At 71.8% G+C, this 21,961-nt stretch carries 3 protein-coding genes; all 3 read right to left on the bottom strand.

What is annotated here, in order from left to right:
- Positions 1–15: 15 nt before the first annotated feature.
- From AB0O76_RS04540 to AB0O76_RS04530, 3 genes are read right to left on the bottom strand one after another with little or no spacing between them, the layout of a single operon-like run.
- Positions 16–246, bottom strand: coding sequence for an MbtH family protein (locus AB0O76_RS04540; protein ID WP_365485349.1), 231 nt, complete (start codon positions 244–246; stop codon positions 16–18).
- Positions 243–4,232, bottom strand: coding sequence for an amino acid adenylation domain-containing protein (locus AB0O76_RS04535; RefSeq protein ID WP_365485347.1), 3,990 nt, complete (start codon positions 4,230–4,232; stop codon positions 243–245). Before AB0O76_RS04535 ends, AB0O76_RS04540 begins: the two co-directional genes overlap by 4 nt.
- Positions 4,229–21,646: a non-ribosomal peptide synthase/polyketide synthase gene (locus AB0O76_RS04530; protein WP_365485345.1), complete on the bottom strand. Its 17,418-nt coding sequence runs from the start codon at positions 21,644–21,646 to the stop codon at positions 4,229–4,231. Before AB0O76_RS04530 ends, AB0O76_RS04535 begins: the two co-directional genes overlap by 4 nt.
- Positions 21,647–21,961: the final 315 nt, after the last annotated feature.

The raw sequence follows: 21,961 nt of genomic DNA, 5'->3' as shown, positions 1-21,961 counted from the left end.
CAATTCCCCGGTTTGCTAGGCCCGTTCGGTGTTCATGGAGTTCATGGCATCGACCAGGCTCTTGGGACGCATGTCCGTCCAGTTCTGCTCGATGTGGTCAAGGCATGCCTGCCGGGTGTCCTCGCCGTGCACCCGCTCCCAGCCGTCCGGTACGTCGGCGAAGGCCGGCCACAGGGAGTGCTGGCCCTCGGAGTTGACCAGGACCAGGTAGCTGCCGTTGTCGTCCTCGAAGGGGTTGGTCGTCATGCTGTTTCCTCTCCTTGTCCTCGACCGGACATCCGGTCGTTCAGTACCTGAGTGATCACGTCCAGCGCGGCCGGGGTGGTCATCTCCAGGTGAGTGCAGTCCACTTCGTACTCATGGATCTCTCCCGTCACGTGGGAGTCCCACGCTTTGACGGCATAGGGGTGCGCCCCGTCGGCCTGCCCGGAGCGGAAGGCGAGTACGTCGCCCTGGAACACGCCGGGCTCGAACTCCCCGGCGATCCGCCGGTTGTTGGTGGCAACCCGGTTGAACGCGGCGATCCCGCGTTCCCCGATGCCGGCCAGCGGGCTGTCCTGCTCGCGCAGCAGCTCGGCGATCTCCGCCGCCGACAGGGATCTGCCCCGGTCGCCCGCGGCCGGGCCGAGCGCGGCCGTGAGCACGGCGAGGATCTCCTGCTCCAGGTCGCCGTCCGGGGCGCCGGTCTCCTCCGCCCGTGCGGGGTAGGAGTCGAGCAGCGCGAGCAGTTCGACCTCGGAGCCCTCGCTCTGCAGCCGGGTGGCGATCTCGTGGGCCACCAGGCCGCCGAACGACCAGCCGATCAGGCGGTAGGGGCCCGTCGGCCGGACCGCGCGGATCTGGGCCACGTAGTCCGCGGCCATCTCCCGCAGATCGGCCGCGCACTTTTCGTCGGCGTTCAGGCCGCGGGCCTGCAGAGCGTAGACGGGAGTGTCCTGGCCCAGGCGCGTGATGAACCCGGAGTAGCACCAGCCGATGCCGACCACCGGGTGGATCAGGAAGTACGGGGTGCTGCCCCGCTGTCCGGCGCGCAGCCGCAGCGGGGTGGCGAACGGGTCGTCGTCCTGGTGCAGCCGCCGGGTGAGTCCGGCGACGGTCGGTGCCTCGAAGATGCTGCGGATCGAGGTGCCGGTGCCCAGCTCGGCACGGACGCGGTTGACCAGCCGGGTGGCGAGCAGCGAGTGGCCGCCGAGGTCGAAGAAGTCGTCGTCGATGCCGACCGATTCCAGGCCGAGCACCTCCGCGAACAGCCCGCACAGCATCGCTTCCTGCTCGGTGCGCGGCGCGCGCCCACCGGTGCCGGGGCGGTCCGTGACGCCGGGCGCCGGGAGCGCCTTGCGGTCCAGCTTGCCGTTCGGGGTGAGCGGCAGGGAGGGCAGCGTGATGACGACCGAGGGGACCATGTAGTCCGGCAGGCGACCGCGGACCTGCGCCCGGAGCGACTCGGAGACGTTCTCTGAGGTCCCTGAGGTCCCTGAGGTCCCTGAGGTCACGACGTACCCGACAAGACGCTTGTCGCCGGGCCGGTCCTCGCGGACAAGGACCGCGGCCTGTGTCACCCGCGCGTCGGCTTCGAGTACGGTCTCGATCTCGCCCAGCTCGATCCGGTGCCCTCGGACCTTCACCTGGTGGTCGGTGCGGCTGAGGTACTCCAGTTCGCCGTCCGGGGTCCAGCGCGCCAGATCACCGGTGCGGTACATCCGCGCCCCCGGGGTCCCGTGCGGGTCCGCCACGAAGCGTCCCGCGGTGAGCGCGGGTCGGTCCAGATAGCCCCGGGCGAGACCCTCGCCCGCCAGGTACAGCTCTCCGGCCACGCCGGGCAGGACCGGGCGCAGGGTGCTGTCGAGCACGTAGGCACGGGTGTTGAGGATCGGGCGGCCGATGGTGGGCGCGCCCTGGACGGGGCCTTCGATCACGAGGGACGTCGACCACACCGTGGTCTCGGTGGGTCCGTAGAGGTTGGTGACCTCCGCGCCGGTCTCCCGCATCCGGGCGGCCAGCGCCGCGGGCAGCGCCTCGCCGCCCACCAGCATCCGCAGGCCCTCGGCGGCGCCGGCCTGCTCGGACAGCAGCGAGTGCCAGAGCGTGGGCGTCGCCTGCATGATCGTCGCCCCGCTGCGGCGGATCAGACCGGCGAGCGCGGCGGGGTCGAGTACCGCGTCCCGGTCGGCCACGACCACGCTCGCCCCGCTGAGCAGCGGCAGTTGGAGCTCCAGGGCGTGGATGTCGAACGCGACCGTGGTCACCGCGAGCATCCGGTCCGTGGCGTCCAGCGGGAACGTGCCGCCCATCGCGGTCAGGAAGTTGAGCAGCGCCCGGTGCGGGACGACGACGCCCTTGGGCGCGCCCGTGGAACCCGAGGTGAAGATCGCGTAGGCGGGGTGCTCGGGCCGCAGCGCGGTGGTGCGCTCCGCATCGGTCAGGTCCCGCTCGTCCTGCACCGCCAGGGCCGCCCGCAGCTCCGGGTCGTCCAGGCAGAGCGCCACCTGGCCGTCGGGCAGCCGGTGCCGGTCGTCCGACGTGGTCAGGGCGGCCTGCGGACCGGCCGCGGTGAGGATCGCCGCGACGCGCTCGACCGGGTGCCCGAGGTCCACCGGAAGATAGGCGGCGCCCGCCTTCTGTACGGCGAGCAGGGCGACGACCAGCTGCGGGGAGCGGGGCAGTGCGAGGGCGACGAGCGTCTCGGGCCCAGCGCCGCGTGCCACCAGGAGGCGCGCCAGACGGTTGGCTTGGGCGTTCAGTTCGGCGTACGTGGTGACGCCGCCGTCCTGCCACAGCGCCGCCGCCTCAGGGGTGCGCCGCACCTGCTCCTCGAAGAGCCGGGGCCAGCACCGCTCGGAGAGCGCGCCCGCCGTGTCGTTCCACTCCTCGATGACGCGGTGCCGCTCCGCGGCGTCGAGCACGTCCACCCGCGCGAGGGGCAGCTCGGGGGCGGCCACGGCGGCCAGCAGCACCCGGCGCAGCCGCTCGGCCCAGCCGAGCACCGTCTCACGGGTGAACAGGTCGGGCCGGTAGGTGAGCCGGAACCGGAGCCGTGTGCCGGGCAGCACAGTGAGCGTCAGGGGGTAGTGAGCGGCGCCCTGGCCCTCCGTGCCCGCGATCTCCAGGCCCTGGTAGGCGGGCCTGCCGTCTCCGGACGGGGCGGGGTAGTTCTCGAAGACGTACAGCGTGTCGAAGAGTTCACCGCCTGCCCCGGCGAGCTGCTGGATCTCGCCGAGCCCGACGTACTCGTACGCCGCGAGGGACGAGCGCTCGGTCTGCAGGCCCGCCATCGTGTCCGCCACCGACCGGGCCGGGTCGAGACGCAGCCGCACCGGGACGGTGTTGGCGAAGAGGCCGATCATCGACTCGACGCCGGGGAGCTCCGGGGGCCGCCCCGACACCGTCGCGCCGAAGACGATGTCGTCGCTGCCGGTGAGCGCGCCGAGCACCTGCGCCCAGGCGCCCTGGACCACCGTGTTCAGGGTGAGGCCGCCGCGCCGCGCGAACTCGGCGATGGCCGCCGTGAGTTCCGCGTCCAGCTCGGCCTCGGCCTCATCGGGCAGCACGGTCTCGCGGCCCGCGCCGGGCGGGCCGAGCAGGGTCGGCCCCTCGAGGTCCGCGAGGTGCCGCTGCCAGGCGGCGGTGGCTTCCGTGCGGTCGCGGCCGGCCAGCCAGCGCAGGTAGTCGCGGTAGGGCCGGACGGGCGGCAGGGTGTGATCGCTGCCGCCCTCGGCGTACATGGTGAAGAGCTCGTGCAGCAGCAGCGGCACCGACCAGCCGTCAAGCAGGATGTGATGGCTCGTCAGCACGAACCTGTACTCGGCCGCGCCGAGCCGGATCAGACGGCAGCGGATCAGTGGGGGCTTCTTGAGGTCGAAGCGGGTCGCCCGGTCGTCGGCGAGCGCGTCGGCGAGCCGCTCCGCCCGCTCGGCCTCGGACAGCGCCGAGAGGTCGAGCTCGCTCCACGGCACCGGCACCCGTTCGAGGACGACCTGCACCGATTCGCCGTTGCGGCGCTGGCGGAACGCCCCGCGCAGGTTGCCGTGCCTGCGCAGCAGTCCGTCGGCGGCCCGGTGCAGGGCCGCGGTGTCCAGGTCCCCGCGCAGGTCGAAGACGAACTGCAAGTGATAGACGTCCGCGCCCTGTTCGTCGTACATCGAGTGGAACAGGAAGCCCTCCTGGAGGGCCGTCAGCGGCAGCACGTCCTCAATGCGTGCCGGAGCGCGCTTCGCGCCCGATTCGCGCTTCATCCCTGGTCCCCGTCCTTGTCGACCTGGTCGAACTTGTCGAACCTGTCGAACTGGTCGTTCTCGTCGAATTCGGTGAAGTCGTCGAAGGCGAACTCGTCCTCGAACGCCTCGATCTCGCTCTGGTCGAGGCTGACCAGGTCGAAGTCCGATGCCGTCGCGCCACCGGCGTCGGCACGCTCCACATGCCGGGCCATCACGGTCAGCGCGCGCACCCAGGCGTCCGCGATCGCGGACACCTCCGCCTCGGTCAGCAGACCGTCCGGCCACGTCCACACGGCGCGCAGCTCGGGTCCTTCCGGTCCCGGCCGCGTCATGGCGTTGACCGCGAGTGGATTGCGCAGCGGCATCGCTGTCCCCGGCGGGATGCCCGCGCCGTCGGCCGTCGCGGCCTCGGGAGCCAGACCCCAGTCGGCCGGCTGCCCCGAACCGTCGAACCGGCCCAGGTAGTTGAAGCCGATCTGCGGGACGGGCAGTGCGGCGAGCACCGGCGCGGTCTCGGCGTTGAGGTACCTCAGCAGGCCGTGGCCAAGACCCTGTCCGGGAACGGTCCGCAGCTGCTCCTTGGCGCGCTTGAGTACGTCCGAGACCGCGGGCCCCGCCTGCCACAGATCGTCCCAGTCGACGTCGCCCGGCTCGATGCGCACGGGGTGGACGCTCGTGAACCAGCCGAGGGTGCGGGACAGGTCGAGACCGTCCGCCAGGTCCTCGTGCCGGCCGTGGCCCTCGACCTCCACGAGCACCGGGCTCTCGTCGCCGCTGTCGCGGCAGGCCAGTGACGCCAGGGCGAGCGCGGTCAGCAGCACGTCGTTGACGCCCGCGTTGTACGCGGCGGGCACTCGGGACAGCACGGCGTCGGTCACCGCGGCGGGCAGCGCCACCGCGAGCGAGTGCGCTGTGGCGGTGGTGTCCCGTGCCGGGTCGAGTTCCCGTGTGCCGATGCGCCGCTCGGGCCGGTCGTACAGGCCGGTCCAGTAGGCGAGTTCGGCGGTACGGGAAGGCTGCGAGGCCTCCTCGGCCAGGAGATTCGCCCAGCGCCGGAAGGACGTGCCCACCCCTTCTAGGCGGGGTGCGGTGCCGGCCGCGACGGCGCTCCAGGCTGTGCTCAGGTCGTGCAGCAGGACACGCCAGGACACGCCGTCCACCGCCAGGTGATGCAGTGTCAGGAGCAGTCGTCCGGAGGTCGCCGGGCCCGCGTCGAACCAGACGGCCTGGAACAGCACGCCGTCCTGCGGCGAGAGCCGCTCGCTCGCGGCGGTCGCCTCCTTGGCCATCAGCGCGCGGGCCGACTCCTCGTCCAGGCCTGCCGTGTCGACGCGGCGCAGGTGCTCGGCGGCCGACACCGTGCCGGTGGGCCGCGCCCGCAGGTGCCAGTCGTCGTCCACGACTTCGAGGCGCAGGACGTCGTGCTGGTCGACGGCCGCCTGCAGCGTCGCCGCGAGGCCCGGCTCGGTGAGATCGGCCGGTACCTGCAGGAGCACCGACTGGAGCAGTCCGTCCAGGCTGCCGCCGCGTGCGCGCAGATCGCGCACGACCGGGGTGAGCGGTATGTCCCCGACACCGTCATCCGCCGCGGACGGGGCGCCCTGCTCCGTCAACTCGCCTGTTGCAGCCGCAAGTTCGGTCAGCGTGCGGGTACGGAAGACGTCCTTCGGGGTGAGCGCGAGACCGGCCGAGCGGGCCCGGCTCGCCAGCTGGATCGAGCCGATGCTGTCCCCGCCGAGCTCGAAGAAGTTGTCCTCGACGCCCACCTGCTCAAGGCCGAGCACCTCGGCGACCAGGCGGCACAGCAGCACTTCCCGGTCCGTGCGGGGGGCGGTGGCGGATCCCGTCCGGTACACGGGAGCGGGCAGCGCGGCCCGGTCCAGCTTTCCGTTGGGGGTCAGCGGCAGCTCGTCCAGGGGTACCACGGCCGACGGGACCATGTAGTCGGGCAGCAAGTCCCCTACGTAGGCCCGCAGTTCTGCCGGATCGAGACCGTGGGCCGGATCCGCCGCGACGGCATAGGCGACAAGCCGCTTGTCACCGGGACGGTCCTCGCGGACGACGACCGCGCTCTGCGCGACCGAGGGGTGGCGGGTGAGCGCCGCCTCGACCTCGCCCGGCTCGATGCGGAAGCCGCGCACCTTGACCTGGTCGTCGGCCCGGCCCGCGAACTCCAGAGTGCCGTCGTGCAGCCAGCGCGCCAGGTCACCCGTGCGGTACATCCGGCTCCCCGCCGGACCGTACGGATCGGCGACGAACCGCTCGCCGGTGAGCGCGGCCCGGTCGAGATACCCGCGCGCCAGGCCCGCGCCCGCGATGTACAGCTCGCCGACGGCACCCACCGGCACCGGCGCGAGCGAGGAATCGAGCACGTACGTCCGCGTGTTGGCCATCGGACGGCCGATCGGCAGCCGGTCGCCGAGACCGTCCGCGGTGGTGACCAGATGCGTCGTGGCGCACAGGGTGATCTCGGTGGGCCCGTACAGGTGACGCACGGCCACGTGCGGAGCGGCGCGCAGCACGCTCTCGACCGCCGCGACCGACACCACGTCGCCACCGGTGAGGATCTCCTTGACGCCGCCGAGCGCGTCACCCAGGTCGTCCGCGACGACGCGGAAGAGCCCCGCGGTGAAGTGGACGCCGGTGATGCCCTCCTCGACGATCAGCCGCTTGAGCTCGGCGATGTCCGGCTCACCGGGGGGCGCGAGGACGACCCGCGCACCGGACAGGAGCGGAACCCACAGCTCGTAGTCGGAGATGTCGAAGGCGTACGGGGCGTGCATCAGCACGTGCTCATGGCGGCCCCCGTCCGCCCAGGCCGGGTCGAGAGCCAGCTCCAGGAGGGCGCGGTGGGATATCGCGATGCCCTTGGGCTCCCCGGTGGAACCAGAGGTGTGCATGACGTACGCGAGAGCGTCGGACCGCCCCGGGACCACAGGCGCGTGCTCCGCGGACCCGCCCTCCTCGGCGATGACCACCCGCGCGGCGTTCTCCGGAACGCCCCGCTCGCGCCACGCGCGGTCGGTGACGAGGACGTGGGCGCCGGAGCCGCGCAGCACATCGCGCATGCGCTCGTCCGGGTAGCTCTCGTGCAGCGGCGCGTAGGCCGCGCCCGCCTTGAGCACGGCGAGCAGGGCGACAACGAGGTCCGCGGACCGTTCCATCAGCACGGCGACCCGGTCCTCGGGGCGCACGCCCAGGCCCACCAGATGATGGGCGAGGCCGTTGGCCCTCCGGTCGAGTTCCGCGTACGTCAGGTGCAGGTCGCCGGAGGTGACGGCCACGGCGTCCGGCCGCAGCCGCGCCTGCTCGGCGAACCTCTCGTGCGCCGTCGAGTCGAGCCCGGCAACGGCCACGCGCGTGTCGTTCCACTCGACGAGGGTCCGGTGCCGCTCGTCCGGGCCGAGGATGTCGACCTGGCCGACCGGGACGTCCGGATCAGTGACGACCGCGTGCAGCAGTCGCCGCAGCCGGAGCGCGATCAGGCTCGCGCTCTCGTGGTCGAAGAGATCCGTGCTGTATTCGAGCATGCCGCGGATTCCGGCGGCGCTCTGCCCGTCCGTGCCCTCCCGCAGGCTCAGCGACAGGTCGAACTTGGCGACGCCGATGTCGACCGGCTCGGCCCCGATGGTGAGGCCGGGCAGTTCGAGGGCCGTCTCCGGGGTGTTCTGGAAGGCGAGGAGCACCTGGAAGAGAGGGTGTCGGGCCCGTGACCGGGAGGGGTTGATGAGTTCGACGAGGCGTTCGAAGGGGATGTCTTGGTGGGCGTAGGCGTCGAGGTCGGTGGTGCGGACGCGGGAGACGAGGTCGCGGAAGGTGGGTTGCCCGGAGACGTCGGTGCGCAGGACGAGGGTGTTGGTGAAGAACCCGATGAGGTCGTCGAGTGCTTCGTCGGTGCGTCCGGCGATGGGGCTGCCGATGGGGATGTCGTCGCCTGCGCCGAGTCGGTTGAGCAGGGCGGCGAGGGCGGCCTGGACGACCATGAAGACGGACGAGGAGGTTTCGCGGGCGAACTCGGCCAGTTTCTGGTGCAGTTCGGCGTCCCAGTCCACCGTGACCCGGCCGCCGCGGTGGCTCGCCTCCGCGGGGCGGGGCCGGTCGGTGGGAAGGTTCAGCTCGTCGGGGAGTTCTGCCAGCGTGTCGCGCCAGTAGTCGAGCTGTGTGTGGGCCAGGCTGCCGGACTCGGTTTCGTCGCCGAGGAGTTGGCGTTGCCAGAGGGCGTAGTCGGCGTACTGGACGGGCAGTGGCCGCCAGGCGGGCGCCTCGCCCTTCAGGCGTGCCGCGTAGGCCGTGCCGAGGTCGTTCGCCAGGGGGCCCATGGACCAGCCGTCGCCCGCGATGTGGTGCAGGGAAAGGAGCAGGACGTGATCGGTCTCGTCCAGGGTGAACAGGCGGGCCCGCAGCGGTATGTGGGACGACAGGTCGAAGCCCGCGCCCGCTGCCGCGCTCAGCAGACCGGGAAGCGCCTGCTCGTCGGTCCGCGTGAAGGACAGCGAGAAGGCCGCTTCCGCCGGTGCGAGGATCCGCTGCTCCGCGTGCCCGTCGGACTCGGTGAAGACCGTGCGCAGCGACTCGTGCCGGGCGACGACGTCGCCGAGCGCGGCCTGGAGGGCTTCGCGGTCCACTGCGCCGGTGAGGCGCAGCACCACAGGCATGTTGTAGAGGGCGTCCGCGTCGTGCAGGCGGCTCAGCATCCACAGGCGGTGCTGGGCGAAGGACAGCGGCAGCGGCTCCGGACGCTCCTGCCGCTCCAGCGCAGGGCGGGCCGCTTCGGCGCCGGTCGACACGGCGGCGAGCCCCACCACTGTCGGCGCCTCGAACAGGGCGGCGAGCGGCAGCTCGATCCCCAGGACGGACCGCACGCGGCTGACCAGACGGGTGGCGAGGAGTGAGTGTCCGCCAAGGTCGAAGAAGTTGTCGTCGATGCCGACCCTGGTGAGGCCGAGGACTTCGGCGAAGAGGCCGCAGAGCACTTCCTCGCGCGGGGTGCGCGGGGCGCGCCCCGAGATCACCGCGTCATAGTCCGGGGCGGGCAGCGCCTCGCGGTGCACCTTGCCGGTGGGGGAGAGCGGGATCGCGTCCATGGTCACGACGGCGGCCGGGACCATGTATTCGGGCAGGGTGGCGGCTACGTGGGCGCGGAGTTCCGCGGCGTCCGTTTCCTGTCCGGGGTTGGTCGGTACGACGTAGGCGACGAGTCGTTTGTCGCCGGGGCGGTCTTCGCGTACGACGACTGCCGCGTGGGTGATGGTGGGGTGGCGGTCGAGGACGGCGGCGATCTCGCCGGGTTCGATGCGGAAGCCGCGGACCTTGACCTGGTCGTCGGCGCGGCCCAGGTATTCGAGTTCGCCGGAGGTGTTCCAGCGGACGAGGTCACCGGTGCGGTACATGCGCTCGCCGGGTTCGCCGAACGGGCAGGCCACGAAGCGCTCGCCGGTCAGACCCGGACGCCCCAGATAACCGCGCGCCAGGCCGTCGCCTGCCAGGTAGAGCTCACCGACGACTCCGGCGGGCACCGGGCGCAGGCCCGAACCGAGCACGTACACACGGGTGTTGGCGATGGGGCGGCCGATCGGTGCCGAGACGGCGCCGGTCAGCGGGGCGCTCAGGGTGGCGCACACGGTCGACTCGGTCGGGCCGTACGCGTTGAGCATCCGCCGCCCGGCCGACCAACGGGCGGTCACCTCGGGCGGGCAGGCCTCGCCGCCGGTGATCAGACCGCGCAGTGCGGGTACGCGCTCGGGGTCCAGGGTGGCGACGAACGCGGGCGGCAGCATCGCGTGCGTCACCCGCTCCTCGGCCATGAGCCGCACCACGGCGTCCCCGATGACCTGCTCGGGGCGCGGCACGACCAGGGCCGCACCGGCCAGCAGGGTCATGGCCAGCTCGCAGGCGGAGGCGTCGAAACTGAGCGAGGCGAACTGAAGCACCCTCGACGCGCCGTCCACGCCGAGCGACTCCTGGTGGGAGAGGGCGAGGCCGGCCAGGCCCTGGTGTGTGACCAGGACGCCCTTGGGCGTACCGGTGGAGCCCGACGTGTAGACGATGTACGCGGGATGGTCGGTGCGCAGCGGGAAGTGCCGGTCCGCGTCGGTCAGGGCGGCAGCCGGGAAGGCGGCGAGCTCGGCGGCGGCATCGGGCCCGTCGAGGTGCCAGCGCGGCACGGAGTCCGGGACGCGCTTTCCGGCGTCGCCCACGGTCAGCAGGCCCATGGGTGCGGCGTCCGCGCACATGTAGGCGGCACGCTCGGCCGGGTAGTCCGGGTCGATGTTCAGGTAGGCCGCGCCGGCCTTGACCACCGCGAGAACGGCCACGACAAGCTCCGCCGAGCGCGGGACGGCGAGGGCCACCACCGACTCGGGCCGGACGCCACGGCTGACCAGCAGACGGGCCAGGCGGTTTGCCCGCGCGTCGAGTTCGGCGTAGCTGAGGGTGGTGCCGTCGTGGCTGACGGCGTCGGCGTCCGGGGTGCGGGCGGCCTGGGCTTCGAAGAGGGCCGGGAGGGTGCCGTGCTCGACCGGGGTGGCGGTGTCGTTCCACTCGGCAAGCACCTGCTGCCGCTCGTCCGCGCCGAGGAGTTCGACACGGCTGACCGGTACGTCGGGGTCGGCGACGACGGCGCGCAGCAGGCCTTCCAGGCGGCGCGCCAGACCCGCGGCGGTGTCGGCCTCGAAGAGGTCACCGCTGAACTCGAGCAGGCCGTGCATGCCGCCGGTCTCCGCGCGCTCGCGCAGGCTGAACACCAGGTCGAACTTGGCGACACCGGTGTCCACCGGCTCGGCCCCGATGGTGAGGCCGGGCAGTTCGAGGGCCGTCTCCGGGGTGTTCTGGAAGGCGAGGAGCACTTGGAAGAGGGGGTGGCGGGCTCGTGAGCGTGCGGGGTTGATGAGTTCGACGAGGCGTTCGAAGGGGATGTCTTGGTGGGCGTAGGCGTCGAGGTCGGTGGTGCGGACGCGGGAGACGAGGTCGCGGAAGGTGGGTTGTCCGGAGACGTCGGTGCGCAGGACGAGGGTGTTGGTGAAGAACCCGATGAGGTCGTCGAGTGCTTCGTCGGTGCGTCCGGCGATGGGGCTGCCGATGGGGATGTCGTCGCCTGCGCCGAGTCGGTTGAGCAGGGCGGCGAGGGCGGCTTGGACGACCATGAAGACGGATGAGGAGGTTTCGCGGGCGAACTCGACCAGTTTCTGGTGCAGTTCGGCGTCCCAGTCGAGCGGGATCAAGCCGCCGTCGTGGCTGGCCACCGCGGGCCGGGGCCGGTCGGTGGGCAGTTCCAGTTCCTCGGGGAGGGCGGCGAGGTTCTTGCGCCAGTACTCCAGCTGGGTGTGGGCCAGGCTGCCGGACTCGGTTTCGTCGCCGAGGAGTTGGCGTTGCCAGAGGGCGTAGTCGGCGTACTGGACCGGCAGTGGCTGCCAGTTCGGGGCCGCACCCTCGATGCGGCTGGCGTAGGCCGTGCTGAGGTCGTTGGCGAGGGGGCCCATGGACCAGCCGTCGCCCGCGATGTGGTGCAGGACCAGCGACAGGATGTGCTCGTCCGCGCCCAGCGTGAACAGGGCGGCGCGCACGGGCAGTTCGCAGGACAGATCGAAGCCCGTCGTCATCTCCTGACGCAGTGCCGTACGCAGCTGTGCCTCATCGGAGACGGTGACCTGCTGGATGCGTACGTACGCGGCCTCGATACCGAGGACGGTCTGGTGTGCCTCGCCGTCGGTGCCGGTGCCGGTGTCGGTGTCGGGGAAGACGGTGCGCAGCGACTCGTGCCGGGCGATGACGTCGCCGAGCGCGGCCTGGAGCGCCTTGTGGTCCAGGGTGCCGGTGAGGCGCAGGGCGAGCGGCATGTTGTAGAGCGCGCCCGCGCTCTCCAGACGGTTGAGGAACCACAGGCGGCGCTGGGCGAAGGACAGTGGTACGGCTTCGGGGCGTCGCCGGCGGGTGAGGGCCGGTCGAGCCGCGTCCGCCTCGTCGGAGGCGGTGGCGAGTCCGGCCACGGTGGGCGTCTCGAAGAGCGCGCCCAGGGACAGCTCGACTCCCAGGACGGACCGCACGCGGCTGACCAGACGGGTGGCGAGGAGTGAGTGTCCGCCAAGGTCGAAGAAGTTGTCGTCGATGGAGACCTGGTGGACGCCGAGGACTTCGGCGAAGAGGCCGCACAGGACTTCCTCGCGCGGGCTGCGCGGTGCACGCCCCGCCGTGGCGGTTGCGAAGTCCGGTGCGGGCAGGGCGCGCCGGTCCAGCTTCCCGTTCGGGGTCAGGGGCAGTGCGTCCATGGTCACGACGGCGGCCGGGACCATGTATTCGGGCAGGGTGGCGGCTACGTGGGCGCGGAGTTCGGCGGCGTCCGTTTTCTGTCCGGGGTTGGTCGGTACGACGTAGGCGACGAGTCGTTTGTCGCCGGGGCGGTCTTCGCGTACGACGACTGCCGCGTGGGTGATGGTGGGGTGGCGGTCGAGGACGGCGGCGATCTCGCCGGGTTCGATGCGGAAGCCGCGGACCTTGACCTGGTCGTCGGCGCGGCCCAGGTATTCGAGCTCGCCGGAGGTGTTCCAGCGGACGAGGTCACCGGTGCGGTACATGCGCTCGCCGGGTTCGCCGAACGGGCAGGCCACGAAGCGCTCGCCGGTCAGACCCGGACGCCCCAGATAACCGCGCGCCACACCGCGTCCGGCGACGTACAGCTCTCCGGGCACCCCGGCCGGAACGGGCAGCAGCCCCGAACCGAGCACGTACAGACGGGTGTTGGCGAGCGGACGGCCGATCGGCAGCGGCCCGGATTCCGGACCCGTGCCGGGGGCGATCCGGTGCTCCGTGCAGCTGACGGTGGTCTCGGTCGGCCCGTAGACGTTCCGCACGGTCACCGCGGGGTGCGCGGAGCGCCAGCTCTCCAGGGCCTCGACGGAGAGCGCCTCGCCCGCGAGCAGCAGGTCGCCGGTCGGCGACGCGTGCCCGGGAAGGGCTTCGAGCAGCGGCAGGTGACTGGGCGTGCCCTTGAGCAGGGTCGGCGCGGTGGCCGGAAGGCCGGCCTCGTCGAGACTGCCCACGCACACGGTTCCGCCGACGGTCAGTGGTGTCAGGAGCGCGGTGACGGTCATGTCGAAGGACACCGAGGAGTGCAGCAGCGTGGATCCGGCCGCGCTCGGGTAGCTCCGTCCCGCCCACTCCAGGTAGTCGACGAGGTTGCGCTGTTCCACGACGACGCCCTTGGGCGTACCGGTGGAACCCGAGGTGTAGATGACGTAGGCGGGGTGGTGCGGCCGCAGCGGACTGGTCCGCCGCTCGTCGTCCGGGTTCTCGGCGACGGGCGGCAGGCCGTCGCCGAAGAGCCGTGGCAGGCCGGACGGTTCCCCGTCGAACTCCGCCCGCCCGGCGACCGTTTCCTCCGTCGTCAGGAGCAGGGCCGGGGCGGAGTCGCGCAGCATGTGCGCGATGCGGTCGGCCGGATAGTCGCAGTCGACCGGCAGATAGGCGGCACCGGCCTTGAGTACGCCGAGCAGCGCGGCGAGCAGCCGTGGCGACGGGCGCATGGCCACTGCCACCAGGTCCTCGGGGCCCACGCCCCGCTCGGTCAGCTGCCGTGCCACACCGTTGGCGAGCGAGTTGAGTTCGGCGTAGCTGAGGGTGGTGCCGTCGTGGCTGACGGCGTCGGCGTCCGGGGTGCGGGCGGCCTGGGTCTCGAAGAGGGCCGGGAGGGTGCCGTGCTCGACCGGGGTGGCGGTGTCGTTCCAGTCGGTCAGGATGCGGCGTCGCTCGTCGTCGCCGAGGAGTTCGACACGGCTGACCGGGCGGTCCGGGTCCGTCAGGAGCGCACGCAGGGTCTGGTCGAGGCGCGCGGTGAGCGCGGCCGCGGTGTCGTGGTCGAAGAGATCGCCGTTGTACTCCAGCGTGCCGCCGATGCCTGCGGGGCCCTGACTCCCGTGCCGCTCCTGGACGTTGATCGACAGGTCGAACTTGGCGACGCCGATGTCGACCGGCTCGATCCCGACGGAGAGGCCGGGCAGTTCCAGCGACGCCTCAGGAGTGTTCTGGAAGGCGAGGAGCACCTGGAAGAGGGGGTGGCGGGCTCGTGAGCGTGTGGGGTTGATGAGTTCGACGAGGCGTTCGAAGGGGATGTCTTGGTGGGCGTAGGCGTCGAGGTCGGTGGTGCGGACGCGGGAGACCAGTTCCCGGAAGGTGGGCTGGCCCGATACGTCGGTGCGCAGGACGAGGGTGTTGGTGAAGAACCCGATGAGGTCGTCGAGTGCTTCGTCGGTGCGTCCGGCGATGGGGCTGCCGATGGGGATGTCGTCGCCCGCGCCGAGTCGGTTGAGCAGGGCGGCGAGGGCGGCTTGGACGACCATGAAGACGGACGAGGAGGATTCGCGGGCGAACTCGGCCAGTTCCTGGTGCAGTTCGGCGTCCCAGTCCACCGTGACCCGGCCGCCGCGGTGGCTCGCCTCCGCGGGGCGGGGCCGGTCGGTGGGAAGGTTCAGCTCGTCGGGGAGTTCTGCCAGCGTGTCGCGCCAGTAGTCGAGCTGTGTGTGGGCCAGGCTGCCGGACTCGGTTTCGTCGCCGAGGAGTTGGCGTTGCCAGAGGGCGTAGTCGGCGTACTGGACCGGCAGTGGCTGCCAGTTCGGGGCCGCACCCTCGATGCGGCTGGCGTAGGCCGTGCCTAGGTCGTTGGCGAGGGGGCCCATGGACCAGCCGTCACTCGCGATGTGGTGCAGGACCAGCGAGAGCACGTGCTCGGTCGCGTCGAGCTTGAACAGGCTTGCCCGCACCGGCAGTTCACGGGACAGGTCGAAGCCCGCACCCGCTGCCGCGCTCACAAGGCCGGGAAGCGCCTGCTCGTCGGTCTCGGTCACCGGCAGTGGCACAGGGGATGAGCCCAGGACGGTCTGGTGTGCCTCGCCGTCGGTGTCGGGGAAGACGGTGCGCAGCGACTCGTGCCGTGCGACGACGTCGCCGAGCGCGGCCTGGAGCGCCTTGTGGTCCAGGGTGCCGGTGAGGCGCAGGGCGAGCGGCATGTTGTAGAGCGCGCCCGCGCTCTCCAGACGGTTGAGGAACCACAGCCGCTGCTGCGAGAAGGACAGCGGCACCGCATCCGGACGCGGCAGCCGCGTCAGGGCGGGCCGTGCGGTGTCGGCCTCGTCGGAGGCGGTGGCGAGTCCGGCCACGGTGGGCGTCTCGAAGAGCGCGCCCAGGGACAGCTCGACACCCAGGACCGACCGCACGCGGCTGACCAGACGCGTGGCGAGGAGTGAATGTCCGCCAAGGTCGAAGAAGTTGTCGTCGATGGAGACCTGGTGGACGCCGAGGACTTCGGCGAAGAGGCCGCACAGGACTTCCTCGCGCGGGCTGCGCGGTGCACGCCCCGCCGCGACTGCTCCGAAGTCCGGTGCGGGCAGCGCGCGCCGGTCGAGCTTCCCGTTCGGGGTCAGTGGCAGTGCGTCCATGGTCACGACGGCGGCCGGGATCATGTACTCGGGCAGGGTGGCGGCGACGTGGCCGCGCAGCTCCGCCACGTCCACCTCCTGACCGGGGTCCGCCGGAACCACGTACGCCACGAGCTGACCCGGACGGTCGGCCCGCGTCACCACGACCGCCTGGGCGACCGTCGGCCGGGCCGTGAGCACGGACTCGATCTCGCCGAGCTCGATGCGGTGGCCGCGGACCTTGACCTGGTCGTCCGCGCGGCCCAGGTACTCCAGCTCACCGGAGGTGTTCCAGCGGACGAGGTCACCGGACCGGTACATGCGCTCGCCGGGTTCGCCGAACGGGCAGGCCACGAAGCGCTCGCCGGTCAGACCCGGACGCCCCAGATAACCGCGCGCCACACCGTCGCCCGCGAGATACAGCTCACCCACGACACCGACCGGCACCGGGCGCAGCCGCGCGTCCAGGACGTAGGCGCGCATGTTGGTGACCGGCCGGCCGATCGGCGGCTTGGCGTCGCCGGACAGCGGCGCGCTCATCGTCGCGCAGACGGTGATCTCCGTCGGACCGTAGGCATTGATCATCCGGCGGCCGGGGGACCAGCGGGCCACCAGCTCGCCGGACGACGCCTCGCCCCCCACCAGGAGCGTGCGCACCGTCGGCAGGTCCGACGGCGCGAGGACGTCGAGCACGGACGGCGGAAGGAGCAGATGGGTCACCTCGTGCTCGGCGGCGAGCGCCACCAGCGGGGCGCCGGGCCGCAGCCGGTCGGGTGAGGCGAGGACCAGGGTGGCGCCGGACAGCAGCGCCATGGACAGCTCCCAGAACGCCGCGTCGAAGCTGAGCGAGGCGAACTGAAGCACCCGGTCGCCGGGGCCCAGGTCGAGGAGGTTGCCCCGGGCGTCGAGCAGGCTCGCCACGCCCGTGTGCGTGCAGACCACTCCCTTGGGGCGGCCGCTGGATCCCGAGGTGTAGATGATGTACGCCGCATGGGAGAGCGTGAGCGGGCTGAGCCGCTCGGCGTCGGTGACGTTCACCTCGGAGAGAACGTCGCCCACCTCGGAGAGGACGTCGCCGCCGGAGAGCACACCCGTGCCGGGGAGAACGCCCTCGCCGATGAGCCCGGCCGTCGCCTCATCGGCCGCCGCCCACTCCTCGGCCGTCCAGTGCGCCGTGCCCGCGGGCAGCCCGCCCGAGAGAGCGGTCGTGGTGAGGGTGAGCCGGGGCGCGCCGTCGGTGAGCAGATACGCGATGCGGTCGGCCGGATAGGCCGGGTCGACGGGCAGATACGCGGCACCGGCCTTGAGCACGGCGATGACCGCGACGACCAGCTCCGCCGAGCGCGGCAGCATCAGGGCCACCGTGTCCTCGGGGCCGATGCCGCGCGCGATCAGCATGCGGGCGAGGCGGTTGGCGCGCCGGTTCAGCTCTCCGTACGACATGCCGGTGCCGGTGTCGTCGACGACGGCGGGCGCGTCCGGGGACCCGGCGGCACGGGCCTCGAAGAGCGCGGGCACGGTCAGGCGCGGCACGTCCCGGCGGGTGTCGTTGAAGTCGCTCGCCAGCTGGGTGTGCTCGGCGGCCGTGAGCAGCTCGATGTCGCCGATGCCCCGCTCGGGCTCGGCCGCCGCGGCGCTCAGGAGCCGCCCGAGCCGGGCCACCATCAGCTCCACGGTGCCCTGGTCGAACAGGTCGGTGCTGTACTCGATGAACCCCTCGAGACCGGCGGGCGCGCCCTCGGCGTCCCGTGTCTCGGTCAGGCTCAGCGAGAGGTCGAACTTGGATCCGCCGGGGTGGACGCCGTACCGGTCGAGTTCGAGGCCGGGCAGCTCCAGGCCGGCTTCCGGGGTGTTCTGCAGCGCAAGCAGGATCTGCACCAGCGGCTGCCGACTCGCGGAACGGGCCGGGTTGAGCACCTCGACGAGCCGGTCGAACGGCAGGTCCTGATGGGCGTACGCCTCCAGGTCGGCGGCCCTGACCCGGTCCACGAGCTCGCCGAATCCGGGGTTCCCCGACGTGTCGGTGCGCAGCACCAGGGTGTTGACGAAGAACCCGACGAGATCGTCGAGCGCCTCGTCGGTACGTCCCGCGACAGGGCTGCCGACGGGGATGTCGTCGCCCGCGCCCAACCGGCTGAGCAGCGCCGCAAGACCGGCCTGCAGCACCATGTACAGCGTGGCCCCGCGGCCCGCCGCAAGGCCTGCCAGGGCCCGGTGCAGTTCCGCGTCGAAGGCCACGGGCAGCGCCGCGCCCTCGTGACCGGTCACCGCGGGGCGGGGCCGGTCCGTCGGCAGGTCGAGCTCTTGTGGCAGGGCGGCCAGCGTGGTGCGCCAGTACGCCAGCTGCCGGTGGGCCAGGCTGTCCGGCTCGGTCTCGTCGTCGAGGAGTTCGCGCTGCCACAGGCTGTAGTCGGCGTACTGGACGGGCAGCGGCTGCCAGCCGGGCTCGCCGCCCTCCAGGCGGGCCGCGTACGCCGTGCCGAGGTCGCGTGCCAGCGGGGCCATCGACCACTCGTCGCCCGCGATGTGGTGCAGGACGAGCGCGAGCACGTGCTCCCGCTCGCCCAGCCTGAACAGGGTGGCGCGCAGCGGTATCTCGCTGGACAGGTCGAAGTCCGTGCGCGCCGCGTCGTCCAGGAGGCCGGACAACCGCGCTTCGTCGGTCTCGATCACCGGCAGCGGCACGGCGGGGGAGCCGAGCACGGTCTGGCGTGCGGCGCCGTCGGTCTCCGGGAAGACGGTGCGCAGCGACTCGTGCCGGGCGACGACGTCACCCACAGCGGTGCGCAGCGCAGCGTGGTCGAGGTCGCCCCGCAGCCGTAGGGCAAGCGGCATGTTGTAGGTCGACCCGACGCCCTCGACCTGGTGCAGGAACCACAGCCGCTGCTGGGCGAAGGAGAGCGGGACGGCGTCGGGCCGGGGCATCGGCACAAGCGCCGGGCGTACGGCGGTACCGGCCGCGGGGTCGGCGGCGAGCGCGGCGGCGAGGCCGGCCACGGTCGGCGACTCGAAGAGGGTGCTCAGCTGGATCTCGGCGCCGAGCTCGGCCCGGACCCGTACGGCCAGGCGGGTGGCGAGCAGCGAGTGGCCGCCCAGTTCGAAGAAGTTGTCGTCGATGCCGGGCCGTTCCACGCCGAGGACCTCGGCGAAGAGCCCGCAGAGGATCTCCTCGTGCGCGGTGCGCGGCGCACGTCCGGCGGACGCGGCATCGAAGCGGGGGGCGGGCAACGCACGCTGGTTGAGCTTCCCGTTCGGCGTCAGCGGCAGGGAGTCGACGGCGACCACGGCCGCGGGCACCATGTACGAGGGGACGGACTCACCCGCGTACGACCGCAGTTCGGACGGGTCGGCCCCGCCGTCACGCGGCACCACATAGGCGACGAGCCGCTTGTCGCCGGGGCGGTCCTCGCGGGCCACGACCGCGACCTGGGCGACGCGCGGATGGTGGGCGAGCGCGGCCTCGATCTCTCCGAGCTCGATGCGGAACCCGCGGATCTTCACCTGGTGGTCGGCGCGCCCCTCGTGGACGAGCAGGCCGTCGGACGTCCAGTGGGCCAGGTCGCCGGTGCGGTACATCCGGGTGCCGGCCGGGCCGAAGGGGCAGGCGACGAACCGGTCGGCGGTCAGTCCTGGCCGGCCGAGGTAGCCGCGGGCGAGTCCGGCGCCGGCCACGTACAGCTCACCGACGGCGCCGGGCGGCACCGGCCGCAGCGCGGCGTCCAGCACATAGGCGCGCAGGTCCGGCAGCGCGCGGCCGACGGTGCTGCCGCGGTCCGCGGCTGCCGACTCGCGGGTGAGGGCGTGCTGGGTGACGTGCACGGTGGTCTCGGTGATGCCGTACATGTTGACGAGCGTCGGCCGGTCGTCGGGGTGGCCGGCGAACCATTCGCCGAGCCTGCCCGGGGCCAGCGCCTCGCCGCCGAAGATGACGTACCGCAGGGCGAGCCGCGTGTCCGGGCGCCGCTGGTCGGCCTCGATCAGCTGGTAGAACGCCGAGGGGGTCTGATTGAGCACCGTGACCCGCTCAGCGGCGAGCAGGTCGAGGAAGGCCTCGGGCGAGCGCGAGACCGCGTGCTCCACGACGACCAGGCGGCCGCCGTACAGCAGCGCGCCCCACAGCTCCCACACGGAGAAGTCGAACGCGTAGGAGTGGAAGAGCGTCCAGACGTCCCGCTCGCCGAAGCCGTACTGCTCCTCGGTGGCCGAGAGCAGCCGGGTGACGTTGCGATGGGAGATCACCACGCCCTTGGGCTTGCCCGTCGAACCGGACGTGAAGATCACGTACGCCGGGTGCTCGGCCCGCAGCGCGGCGGACCGGTCGGCGTCAGTGGGGTCGCTCGCGGGGCACCCGGCCACGTCGCGTACGGACTCGACGGTGTCGAGCACCAGGACGGGCCTGGCCTCGGAGACGACGGCGTCGATGCGGGCGGCCGGCGCGTCCGGGTCGATCGGCAGATATCCGGCGCCGGACTTGAGCACGGCGATGACGGCCACGACCAGTTCGACGGAGCGCGGCAGGACGAGCCCGACGAGCCGCTCGGGCCCGGCTCCCCGGTCGATCAGCCGGTGGGCGAGCCTGTTGGCCCGTTCGTTCAGCTCGCGGTAGGTCAGCCGCTCGCCCTCGTGGACCAGGGCGAGGGCGTCGGGGGTGCGCAGGACCTGTGCCTCGAACCAGGCGGGCAGCGTCCCGGCGTCCAGGCCGTCCGCGGTGCCGTTCCACTCGTCGAGTACGCGGCCGCGCTCGTCCGGCGCCATCACGTCGAGGGTGCCGATGGGCCGGGCGGGGTCGGCGGTCAGTGCCCGCAGGTACGCGACGAACCGCTGCCCGTGGCCGGTGATGGCCTCGGCGTCGTACGCGGCGTTGTTGCCGGTGATCCGGACACCGATGCCGTCATCGCCGGAGCCGCCCTCGAAGATGATGACCAGGTCGTCGACGGGACCGCTGGGCATGCCGTGGACGGAGGCCACACAGGGGCCGAACCGCAGGCCCTCCTCCAAGGGGAGGAAATTGATGGAGGGGCCGAACATACGGCGGGAGAGACCGCCGAGGCCGAGGTCCTTGCGCAGGTCCTCGCCGCGGTAGCGCTGGTGGCGCAGCAGGCCGCGCATTTCCTGGCCGACATGACGCTGCAGGTCGCCGAACGACATGTCGGGGCGTACGGCGACCCGCAGCGGAAGCACGTTGGAGTTCATGCCGGGGGTCTCCCGGGTGACCGGCGTGAGGCGACCGGTGACGGGAAAGCCCAGAACGACGTCCTCGGTGCGGGTGAAGTGCCGCAGATAGGCTGCGGCGGCGGCGGTCAGGGTGACCTGCCAGGTCGACCTCGCCTCTCGGGCCAGCCGTTTGATTTCCGCGAAGTAATCGGATTCCAGCCAGGAGACATGGCTCTTCGACTCGGCCCACAGGCCGGTGGCGCGGTCGGGAAGGTTCAGGATGTCGGGGTCGTCACCGTACTTGTCCAGCCAGTAGTCGCGGTCCCTGACACTGCGCTCGCTCTCGGCGTACTTCGTGTCCTCGTCGAGGAATTCGTCGAGCGGCGAGAAAGGGGTTGCGGGTATCTCGTGGCCGTCTTCCGTGAGTGCGGAGTAGCACTCGGAGACACGCTGCACGAGGAGATTGAAGGCATAGGCGTCCAACACGATGTGATGCGTCCGCATGTACCAGAAGAACTGGTCGGGCCCCACCTTGAAAAGGATTTGCTTGAACAGTGGACCATTCAGCAGATCAATGGGCCGCTCGAGGTCCGACTCCATGGTCGCGAATGCCGTGGCGCGCGGGTCGTCGTCGGTCGTGAGGTCCACGCGGGGCAGCGGCCAGTCGCGCTCGGAGCGCAGCGACTGCCGGGGGACGCCGTCCGTCTCGCTGAACGTGACGTGCAGCACCTCGGCCTCGTCGACCGCTCGGCGCAGTGCTTTCTCGAACAGTTCCTCGTCGAGTGCGCCGCGAATCTCCACGTAGCCGTTGACGTTGTAGAGAAGGCTGTTCGGGGCCAGCTTCTGAGCGAACCAGACGCGCTCCTGTGCCACCGACAAAGGATTACCTGCGGACTGCGGCCCGTCGAACACTCTGAGAATCCCCCACGCGTCAGCAGGGGGCGAATCTCCTCTGGCCCCCCGGTGTACGGGAGTTCACCCCCGCCCGCACACACTTTCCAAAGTCGAACAAGATCGAATGCTAGCACCATGCGACGGCACGTCAGTTTCGTGGGCGGCTTTGGTGAGGCGTTCTGTCGCCTACATCACAAGGGATTGCGCGACGGGGTGGCACGGGACCGAATTCCCAGTTACCGGAATGCAAAATTCCACCTTGTTCGAATGGGCCTCCGGGGCGCAACGCCAAAA

The sequence above is a fragment of the Streptomyces sp. NPDC086554 genome, from assembly GCF_040686095.1.
In the GTDB taxonomy this organism is placed as follows: Bacteria; Actinomycetota; Actinomycetes; order Streptomycetales; family Streptomycetaceae; genus Streptomyces.
Note: the sequence above shows the minus strand (reverse complement) of the source record. Positions and strands in the feature narration are given on the sequence as shown.

Bases quoted from the DNA above. Each gene is read 5' to 3' on its own strand.
- AB0O76_RS04540 (WP_365485349.1), bottom strand. From the start codon at position 246: ATGACGACCAACCCCTTCGAGGACGACAACGGCAGCTACCTGGTCCTG.
- AB0O76_RS04535 (WP_365485347.1), bottom strand. From the start codon at position 4,232: ATGAAGCGCGAATCGGGCGCGAAGCGCGCTCCGGCACGCATTGAGGAC.